Origin of the sequence: Desulfurella sp. (genome assembly GCF_023256235.1) — a bacterium.
Classification (GTDB): domain Bacteria; phylum Campylobacterota_A; class Desulfurellia; order Desulfurellales; family Desulfurellaceae; genus Desulfurella.
In genome coordinates, this window is sequence record NZ_JAGDWY010000007.1 from 11,164 (window position 1) to 21,595 (window position 10,432).

Genomic DNA, 10,432 nt, shown 5'->3' on the forward strand with positions numbered 1-10,432 from the left:
GAATTAAGCTCAAACATGATCACTCAACAAACACAAACAACCAATGCAACACAAAACCAAACGCCACAAAACCTTGAAGAAGAAAAAAACGCTATCCTAAATACAATTAAAACTTACTATCAAAACATACCAAATAACTTGCGGGAAGCCTATAGTGTGCTTTCTAGCAATTTTCAAGCAAAACAACCCTACAATCTTTGGTCTGATGGTTTTAAAAACACTATATCAACAGAACTTAAAAATGTAGAAATTACGCAGCTTGATAATCAAACATCCAAAGCAAATGTTATAGTAACAGCACAAGATAAAATAAAAGATGGAACAGCAGTTAGTACATACGAAGGTACCTGGGAGTTAATTAAATCTGGAAATGAATGGAAGCTTAATAAAGCAGATATTAAAAAAATTAGTGAAAATATTATTCATCCAAATGTAAATACCAGTAAAACATCAACTGTTACACAACAAACAAAAGAAAGTATTCCAAAAAAATCATACACGCCAGAAGATTTATTTAAAGCTGTATCAAACTCTAACGCTACACTTGTAAAAAAGATATTAGCCCAAGGCATAAATCCGAATGTTAAAGATAAAAATGGATCAACCCCGCTAATGTATGCAGCCTATTATGGAAATTTAGAAATCTGTAAAATTTTAATTGCTCATGGTGCTGATGTAAATGCAAGAAGTGTTGTTGGTGGCACCGCACTTGGTGCAGCAAAAGAAAGTGGTAATCAAAGCGTTTATAATTTTCTTTTGCAACATGGAGCAACATATTAATATTTATTAATAAAAAAATGCTTGACTTGCACTTTTAAAGTTACTATAATTTGAAAAATTTTTAATGGAGGTATGGCATGAAAAAAGTTTTAGCAATGTTGGTTGCATCAATGTTTTTAACCACAGCACTTTCTCTTGGCGCAAAAGCAGCTGAGCAGAAAAAAGTAGAGAAAAAAGTTGAGAAAAAAGTAGAAAAGAAAGCTCCAACAGCAGCTGCAAAGAAAGCCGCTAAACCAAAAATAGAAGGTTGCTAATTAAGGCCCTAGCACAAACAGAAAGGTCTGTTTGTGCTTTTTATTTTTGTAGTTTTATATTGTATTTGTGAATTCTGTAATCTAATTGTCTTAAAGTAAGATTAAGTAATCTAGCTGCTTTTGATTTTACAAATCCTGTTTCTTTCAAAGCTGTTTCTATATGTTTTTTTTCAATATTTTGTATTTGGTTAGGTAAATTTTTGTCGCTATTAATTGGTGTTTCATATTTTTTTAATGATATATTTTGTGAAATATATGCAGGCAGGTCTTTAATATAAATAGTATGATCATTCATAACAACAAGTCTTTCTATAATATTTTCAAGCTCTCTTACATTACCAGGCCAGTTATAATTAATCAATTCTATTAAAACTTCCTTTGAAAGTTGAACACTTTTATTGTATTTTTCGTTAAATATCTTTAAAAAATAATCTATCAATATTGGTATATCTTCTTTTCGCTCAATTAAAGGCGGAATTTTTATAGGTATAACATTAAGCCTGTAATATAAATCTTCTCTAAATTTTCCATCGTTTACAAGCTCGTATAAATTTTTATTTGTCGCTGCAATAATTCTAACATCTACAGAAATTGTATTTAGACTGCCAAGCCTGGAGAATTCCTTTTCCTGGATTACTGTTAATAGTTTTCCTTGTAATGATAACGGAATATCGCCTATCTCATCCAAAAAAATTGTCCCTTTATCTGCTATTTCAAATTTCCCTTTTTTTTGAGAAATTGCACCAGAAAATGCACCTTTTTCATAACCAAAAAGTTCTGCTTCTAATAGGTTTTCTGGTATGCTTGCACAGTTTATACTAACAAAAGCTTCTTTTTTTCTGCTACTTAGTTTATGTATAACTTTTGCAACCAAACTTTTTCCAGTGCCGCTTTCACCTTCTAAAAGCACTGTCGAATCAACATTGGCAACTTTTAAAATAGTGTTTTTTAAATTATCAATCGGTTTTGAAACACCTATAATTTCAGCTATAGGCTCTCTAATCTCTATTTTATTTAATAAAATTTCTTTTTCCTGCTCAAATGTCCTTTTTTGAAATTCAAGTTTTTCATTCATTTTTTGAGCAAAACCGATCAGAATGCTTATCATTGATAATAACTTTATCTCATTTTCATATGATAAATTTCGCGTTTTTTCTTTGTAAACACCAAGCACACCAAGTTTTTCTCCACCAATTTTTATTACGGTTCCAATAAAAACTACATCAAAATCAAAACGGTTTAAAATGCCCATTTTGTTTAAAAAATCCTTATTTTCCTTTGGATCATGTATGATTGCTGGAATCTCGTTTTTAAATACACTGCCTACAATGCCTTCACCTACTCTAAAAACACCTTTATATTTTTCTTTTTTAAGCAAACCAAAACTTTCTTTTATCTCCAATGTATTTTCAATAGGGTTATACAAAGCAATAAAACTTGCCGGTATGTCAAGATAAGAGTAAAGCAATTTAAGTATGCTTTTGAAAGCATCCCTTATATTGTTTTGTCTGCTCAAAACTTTACTTACTTCATGAAGTATGCTAAAATAATTTTCGTTAACATTAATGCTCTTCATTGTAAACAATTATACAATTTTGTTAACAAAATACAAGCTTGTGATAATAGAAAAACAATTAAAAACTTTAAAAAAACAAGTTATTATAAACTTAGGAACGCTTTTTGCTTAATATAGACCAAGTAAACTTAGGAGGTTTTTATGTCAGTTGAAAAAGTTCTAAAACTTATTAAAGACGAAGAGGTAAAAGTAGTTGACTTAAGATTTGTTGATTTACTTGGTACATGGCAGCACTTCAGCGTACCAGCGCATGTTATAGAGCCAGATACATTTACGGAAGGCCTGGGTTTTGACGGTTCATCAATTAGAGGCTGGCAGTCTATAAATGAAAGTGATATGCTTGTTGTGCCAGATGCAGATAGTGCGTTTTTGGATCCTTTTACAGAAGTAACAACACTCAACATGGTATGCTGTATACTTGATCCCATAACAAAACAACCATACCCAAAACATCCACGCTATATTGCATACAAGGCTCAGGAGTATCTAAAGTCTACCGGCATTGCTGATACTGCCTACTTTGGACCAGAGTTAGAATTTTTCATTCTTGACAGTATAAGGTATGATATCAAACAAAATGCAAGCTACTATTATCTTGATTCACAAGAAGGCATATGGAACTCAGGCAAAGATGAAGAACCAAACCTTGGCTACAAAATTAGAAACAAAGAAGGCTATTTCCCTGTTGCTCCAACAGACAGCCTTCAGGATTTGCGCACAGAAATGATTTTAAACCTTGAAAAAGTCGGTATAGAAGTTGAAACTCACCACCACGAAGTAGCAACAGCAGGTCAGTGTGAAATCGATATGAAGTTTGATACCTTGCTTAATATGGCAGATAAAGTATTAAAATACAAATACATAGTAAAAAACACAGCAGCCATGTATGGCAAAACAGTTACATTCATGCCAAAGCCTATATTTGGAGATAACGGCACAGGCATGCACTCACACCAAAGTTTATGGAAAGACGGAAAGCCTCTATTTGCTGGAAACCTATATGCTGGTCTAAGCGAAATTGCAATGTACTATATGGGTGGTATTATTAAGCATGGAAAAGCTATAGCAGCTTTTACAAATCCTACTGTAAACTCATACAAAAGGCTGGTTCCTGGTTTTGAAGCACCAATTAACCTGGCTTATTCTTCAAGAAACAGAAGCGCAGCGCTAAGAATACCTATGTATTCATCCTCTCCAAAGGCTAAGAGGGTTGAAGTTAGATTTCCAGATCCAAGTTCAAATCCATACCTTGCATTTTCTGCAATGCTTATGGCAGGAATCGATGGCATATTAAACAAAATTGATCCAGGAGAACCGCTTGATAAAAACATATACGATTTACCGCCACAGGAGCTTGCAAATGTGCCAAAAGCACCAGGCAGTTTAGAAGAAGCCCTTCAAGCATTAGAAGATGATCATGAATTTTTACTAAAAGGCGATGTATTCAGTGAAGATTTAATTAAAACATGGATTGACTACAAGAAAGAAAAAGAATTAAAGCCATACAGTATGTCAATTAACCCAATTGAGTTTTTTATGTATTTTGATGTGTAAAGGTAAAATGTAATGCCTGTAAGCTTTTTTCTTACAGGCTTTTTTTCTATTCCAAAAAAATAAAGCGATTCTTCAGGTTAATGCCCTGTAAAAAAATAATGCTTTTTACGATTTACATTGATGAAATGACTTTAAAGTGTCTTATTTTTGTAATTTAAAGCGCCAAGCGAAGAATTTCATACTAATTTTCAAAGTTATAGGATGCACGCTTAAAGTACTCTACAATAGTTATATTGCAATTATCGTTGTGATTATAGAAGCCAGTCACCTTAAAGCGATAGCGAAGTCAGTCATCCTGAAGCGATAGCGAAGGATCTCACTTTTAAGTGGGGAGATTCTTCGTCGCTATCGCCCTTCAGAATGACAAAAAGTAGGCAAGCCATTGCCAGGCGCAAGAGATAAAGCTACCTTAAGTCTTAAACTTACCTACAGTAGATAGCAGTCCTTCTGATATGTTCTTTAGGTTTTGGGCATTGGCTGATATTGTTTCTACTGCTTTGGCATTTTCTTCCTGGGCTTTGCTGATTTCTTTTACCTGCATCTCAAGCTCTGAAACTGTAGAAGAAAGCTCCTGTGTTGCAGCAGATAGAGAGTTTACCTGGTCTGATACATTGGAGATTTTATCTGATACAACTGAAACACTTTCTTTGGTTTGGGCAATGGAGTTTGCTTTTTCCTGTGTATCAAGCTGAGTTTGGTTCATTACTTTGACTACTTTTGTGGTTTTTTCCTGTATGGATTTTATTATCAAAGCTACTTCATCTGTAGCTTTCTGTGTTTTTTCTGCAAGCTTTCTTATCTCATCTGCAACCACTGCAAAGCCTCTGCCATGCTCGCCAGCACGGGCTGCTTCAATGGCAGCATTCAAGGCAAGCAGGTTTATCTGGTCAGTTATGTCGTTTATTATCTTTAGTATGTCTCCTACTTTCTTTGAAGCTTCCCCTAGATCATTTACATCAAGGCTTGCTTTGGATATAGAATCAGATAGCTCCAGTATTGCTTCTACATTGGACTCAATTTGTTTTACCATTTGGTCTGTTATCTCTTTTGCTTCATCGGAAGATACCCTTATGTCTTCTGTTGATCTTGCAATACCAGATAGTGCATTTGCTGTGTCTTCTGTTGCGTGTGATATCTCTTTTGTATTTGATGCTACCTGTTCGCTTGAAGCAGATATTTGAGCAGCTGAAGTGGCAAGAGAGTTTACAGAAGATTGGACTTCTTTTGCCTTTGAAACAATCTGGCTAACAATATCTTTAAGCGTTGATATGAATTTGTTGAGATTATCTGTTAGCTCTCCAAATTCGTCATTTGAGTTCTTTGGCAATACAATAGTTAAATCACCACCACCTTTGGCAAGGGTGGAGACAAGAGAGTTTATATTTTTTAGAGGAACAAAAATTCTTCTATACAAAATTATCCATACTATAACTACCACTATAACTGTAAGTATCATAGCTACAACTACAACTAAAACAGTAGCGATAATATACTTTTGCATTAGTTGTTTTTCTTTATTGTAATTTTGATTTTCTTGACCAATTATCTTTTGCAAAGCCAGAAAAGCATTTCGCCAAGAAATAATTTTTTGTTGCATAAGCTCATCTATATAATCTTGAGCAGAGCCTTCAATTGCAGCTTGAATCATTTGGTTCTCAAATTTTTCATCTAATTTTAAGTTTTTTTGTAAATTTAAAAGTTGAATTTTTTGTTCTTGATTGGCTATACTAAAAGCATTTTTCAATGCTTTATCCATGTTTTTCTGGGCAACTTCAAAATTTTTTTTTGCTCTTTGATTTTCTGGGTAAATCAAAATACTGTTTAGTGAAGCATTTTTTTGTAAACCGGCTACCAAAATATCATTTAGATTACAAACCAAGTTTTGTTGCAAATCTGTTTTTTTTAAACTATTGTTTACATTGTATCCCAAAAAAACAATAATTATTAACAAAGTAATAGCGCTTACAAGATAAAATCCATTTGAAAAATTAAGTAATTTTTTAATACTCATATTGCCTCCATTATATATTTTCTACTGCAAGACCTACCCTTATGCCACCCCAATGTTTGCCTTCTATAAAAACTGGTACACCAACATCTGCCATAACTTCACCAGTATCCCTTGGGTATACCTGAATGATCACACTATCAGTGTTTCTTGCAACAGCCAATCCCACAGGGTCATTAAATATTCTCATGGATCGGTTTCCTACAAGGTCTTTTTCGTAATTTCCTGTTAGAGGTTGATCATAAATTGAATTGTGAATTAAATAACCGTTGTTGTCTGTAAGTAAAAAAAACCTAAAGTTTGGATCCATATTAAGATATTTATCTTCAATAGGTTGAATGTATTTTTTAAAAAAGTCGGTAAACCTTGTGCGATATTTTTGAGGATTAGTGTTTGGAATAGGAATATAGTTTCTATCCCATATATCTTCAGATGAAATTAAACCCTTTTTAATAGATTCTTCAATGAATTCTTTCATTTCTTTAGCACCCTGATTTGCAATTTCCACAACTTTTTCAAGTGGGCTACCTACTTTCACCTTTTTTATAATATTTGCCACCTGCGAAGACATTTTGCTTAAATCTAAGCTTTTTGCACTTACTGCATCAAGGCTGTTTGATATTTCTTTTACTGAATTTGCAAGGTATTCTACTGTTTGAGCTACTTCTTCTACTGAACTTGATTGCTGCTCTATACCAGCTGTTATTGTGTTTATCATGTTGTTTGCCTGATTGATTTTACTTGCAAGGTTTTCAAAAGCTATAATCATATCTTGTACAGAATGCATATTTTTATCTATAGTGTCACCAATCATTTTATTTCCATCAATTAAACCATCAAAGTTTTCTGCAACAATATTTATCGTTTTTTCTATCTCTTTTGATTGTTTCTGTGTTTGTTCTGCAAGCTTTCTTATCTCATCTGCTACCACCGCAAAGCCTCTGCCATGCTCGCCAGCACGGGCTGCTTCAATAGCAGCATTTAAGGCAAGAAGATTAGTTTGATTTGATATATCATTTATGATATTTACAATTGATATTATGCCATCTATCTGGTTTTGCAAATTTTCCATTGACTTATTATTATTTTCAAGCACTTTCATTGTTTGCCTTGAGCCATTGTTAATCTCGTCTGTTATTGAAATCGTTTTATTACTTATGTTATTTACCTCTTCCATAAAACGTGCAAAACCTTCCATGTTTTTTGAGATATCAGCAATTGATTTCGTTGAGTCATTCATTGTTTTATTTATTGCTTCTAAGTTGTCTTTAGTCTCATTCATGTGATGTGTAATATTTTTTAGCTCAAAGTTAAATTTTGCATTAAATACAGCTGTTTTTGTAGCATTGAGTATCAACTCACTAAAAATATTTTTGGAAAATGTTAGCATGTCATTTAAAAAAACACCCACTGCTTCAATAAACTTTGGCATCTCGTACTTTTTTGTTAAATCATGCTTTTCGTTTTGAAGCAACTGCATATACTCTTTGTTTGCTTTTATCGTTGGACCAATCACTACTTTGTAGTAATACCAAAAATTTGCAATAGCAAAAGCTGTTGTAGCTATACTAAATGTATACATAAAGTACTGGTTTACAAATTCCCTAAAAAATATATAACCTATTGCTCCTCCTGCAAAATAAAGCAAAAAAGTTACGACAGTAAAAATCACAAGTTTATTAATCATAAATCACCCCCCATTTTTTAATAATTCAAAAAATTTATCTTTTGGCATTGGCTTATAAAAAAGATAACCTTGGAAATAATCGCAATCCATCGATTTTAAAGTATCGAATTGTAACAGCTCTTCTACACCTTCTGCAATTGTTTTTATATTTAGGCTTTTTGCTAGATATATTATAGATTTAACGATATTTTTTGTCTTATCGTTTTGCAAATCTTTAATAAAAGATATATCAATTTTTAGAAATTCAACATTTAGCCTGGTAAGATAAGATAAAGATGAGTAACCTGTTCCAAAATCATCTAATGCAAAATAAATACCATTTTGCCTAAATTCATCAATAAGCCGTTTTATATAGTTAAAATCGTTTAAAAACGCTCTTTCTAATATCTCAATTTTTAGTAAGGTCTCATCAACATTGTGGTATTTCAAGTTTGTTATTATGAGGTCTTTAATATGCTTTAGCATTAAACTTTGAAGCGATAAATTTATAGAAATTGGAATGTATCTAACTATGTTAAATTCTTTTATGTCTTTTAAAACTTGTTCAAATAAATTATTTTCTACATCAACAATCAAAGAAGTTTCTTCTAATATGGGTAAAAATTCTCCTGGCGATATGATATTGGCGCCTTTTTTCCATCTTAATAAGCTTTCTGCGCCCGATATTTTTTTATTTTTATCAACATATGGCTGATAATAAATAATAAATTCATTGTTTAGTAAAGCAAGTTCAAGCTCTGCTTTCAATTTAAGCTTTTTTGATGATTCTTGCTCGATTTGTTTTCTAAAAAAACCTACCTGATTCTCGCCTTTTGTTTTGGCATCTGCTAAAGCAATTTGAGCTTTATTTATTAAATCTTTTGCAGTTTTGGCATCATCCGGGAAAAAGCTCAAACCAATATTAAACGAAAGAGATATTTTACCCTGTTGTGTTTCATAAGGTTTTGATAACTCATTTAATAGTTTAATACATACAACAAATGTGTCTTCTTGGGTTTTTAAATCTTTTAATAAAATACCAAACCTATCGGATTCTAATTTTGCAATAATATCATACTGTCTTAAATTATTTTTTATACGTTGTGCAATATTTTGAAGTATAATGTTTCCTACATCATAACCAAATGCGTGATTTATGTTTTTAAATTGTATAGGGTTTATAATAATGACCGCTCCAATTTGATTTTGTTTTGCTGCCCTTTCCAAAAAAAGTTCAATTGAGTATTCAAAGGTTGTAAGATTTATTAATCCTGTTATTTGATCAAAATGAGAAAATTTGAAAATCTTTTCTTTTAGGTCATCTTCTTTGGCAATTTCTTTTCCTATCAAAATGTAATATTGCTCACCTGCCATATAATCATATAAAAACATGCTTATATAGTAGTCTTTTGATGTATTTTTAAGCTTATACTTAATAATGTTACTAAACTCACCTGTGTTTTTTATAGTATCTAAAAGCTCTTTTTTAAAAGTTTTAGGTTTATCAATTGCAAAAAAATTTATAATGTTTTTGCCTAAAAGCTCTTTTTTTGTATAGCCTGATATTAAAATATGTTTATTGTTTACAAATATAATTTTAAAATTTTCATCGGTTATAATAACAAGTTCAAAACCCTCATTTACAGCTGTGTTTGTAAGCCAAAAAAACTTTTCATCTTCAATTTTTTTGAGAGCAAAAATTAAATCCTGCTGGATTTCGTTTAACAAATGTAAATATTCACCATCAAATATATTTGGTATAACATCGAATATTAAAATTATATATGCAACTTTTAATTTTTTAACAACAGGTATTGCACATGTTGAGCTTATGTTGTGTCTTTCAAAAAAATCAGACATACAGTTTTTTAAATCAACAACATTTGAAATATAACTCACTTTTTTTGAATAAAATGCTTTACTGGCACTACATTTGCATTTATTTTGAGCTTTAATTTCAAACATGAAAGACTTCAGTTCTTCCTCGTTATCTTTATTTTGCGCTCTTGTAAAAAAAGGTTTGAAAATTTTATTTTCAACTCTACCAACAATGCAAAAAGCATAATCAACTTTATCTACAAGTACATCGCATACAGATTTTAGTAACTTTTCTTCATCGTTTTGTCTGATTATTAACTGGTTTATTTGACTTAAAGCAAAAAATAGCTTTTCATATGCTTTTTCTTTTGTTTTATTAAATACTACAACCAGTCCTGAAGGTTTTCTTTCATGCTCAATTGTATATGCAAAAATAGAAACTGGTACTTTAATTTTGTTTTTGCCAATAAGTACATATTCTTTTAGTTCTATGCTAAAAACCTCTCCTTGCGTGCGTCTTTTTGCTATATTTTTTATTATTTCTAAGTTTTCACCTGAAACATCAATTAGATTGTAAAAACTTACGCCTAAAAGCTCGCTTTGATCATAGCCTAAAAATTCATTAAATGTTTTATTTGTATAAACTATAGAACCATTATCCTGATAAATAAATATGCCAAATATTTTAGAATTTTTTAGTATTTCAAGATAATTTTGAATTGTTGTCTCCTTATTAAACCAAATTAATTTTAAAAACCAACACTTTAAAAGTAAAA

7 protein-coding genes are annotated in these 10,432 nt (G+C 31.3%); 3 read left to right on the forward strand and 4 right to left on the reverse strand.

The genetic code is table 11. The features are described 5' to 3' along the window. Together Q0C22_RS00755 and Q0C22_RS00760 are read left to right on the forward strand one after the other, a co-directional pair. A partial coding sequence (locus Q0C22_RS00755) for an ankyrin repeat domain-containing protein (protein ID WP_291490181.1) occupies positions 1-780 on the forward strand: 780 nt, incomplete at its 5' end. A 77-nt stretch (positions 781-857) separates the two neighbouring features. Next, entirely contained in the window at positions 858-1,034 is a 177-nt protein-coding gene (locus tag Q0C22_RS00760; protein WP_291490182.1) for a hypothetical protein, read from the forward strand. A 40-nt stretch (positions 1,035-1,074) separates the two neighbouring features. Here Q0C22_RS00760 and Q0C22_RS00765 read toward each other — a convergent pair whose 3' ends face one another. Next, a complete protein-coding gene (locus tag Q0C22_RS00765) occupies positions 1,075-2,610 on the reverse strand; it encodes a sigma 54-interacting transcriptional regulator (RefSeq protein ID WP_291490183.1) in 1,536 nt (511 codons plus the stop codon). Between the two features lie 141 nt (positions 2,611-2,751). On the opposite strand from Q0C22_RS00765, the gene glnA reads away from it, so the two are divergent. Next, positions 2,752-4,164: a type I glutamate--ammonia ligase gene (gene glnA, locus Q0C22_RS00770; protein WP_291490184.1), complete on the forward strand. Its 1,413-nt coding sequence runs from the start codon at positions 2,752-2,754 to the stop codon at positions 4,162-4,164. A gap of 409 nt (positions 4,165-4,573) precedes the next feature. On the opposite strand, the gene Q0C22_RS00775 is transcribed toward glnA, so the two are convergent. The 3 genes from Q0C22_RS00775 to Q0C22_RS00785 all read right to left on the reverse strand — a co-directional run. Continuing rightward, positions 4,574-6,175 (reverse strand): methyl-accepting chemotaxis protein, encoded by a 1,602-nt coding sequence (locus Q0C22_RS00775; protein WP_291490185.1) that lies wholly within the window; start codon positions 6,173-6,175, stop codon positions 4,574-4,576. A gap of 10 nt (positions 6,176-6,185) precedes the next feature. Continuing rightward, complete coding sequence (locus tag Q0C22_RS00780) at positions 6,186-7,859, reverse strand: methyl-accepting chemotaxis protein (RefSeq protein WP_291490186.1); 1,674 nt, start codon at positions 7,857-7,859, stop codon at positions 6,186-6,188. Between the two features lie 3 nt (positions 7,860-7,862). Next, positions 7,863-10,432, reverse strand: a 2,570-nt coding sequence (locus tag Q0C22_RS00785; RefSeq protein WP_291490187.1) for an EAL domain-containing protein, incomplete at its 5' end; no start/stop codon positions are given.

Bases quoted from the DNA above. Each gene is read 5' to 3' on its own strand.
- Q0C22_RS00760 (WP_291490182.1), top strand. From the start codon at position 858: ATGAAAAAAGTTTTAGCAATGTTGGTTGCATCAATGTTTTTAACCACA.
- Q0C22_RS00780 (WP_291490186.1), bottom strand. From the start codon at position 7,859: ATGATTAATAAACTTGTGATTTTTACTGTCGTAACTTTTTTGCTTTAT.
- Q0C22_RS00775 (WP_291490185.1), bottom strand. From the start codon at position 6,175: ATGAGTATTAAAAAATTACTTAATTTTTCAAATGGATTTTATCTTGTA.
- Q0C22_RS00765 (WP_291490183.1), bottom strand. From the start codon at position 2,610: ATGAAGAGCATTAATGTTAACGAAAATTATTTTAGCATACTTCATGAA.
- glnA (WP_291490184.1), top strand. From the start codon at position 2,752: ATGTCAGTTGAAAAAGTTCTAAAACTTATTAAAGACGAAGAGGTAAAA.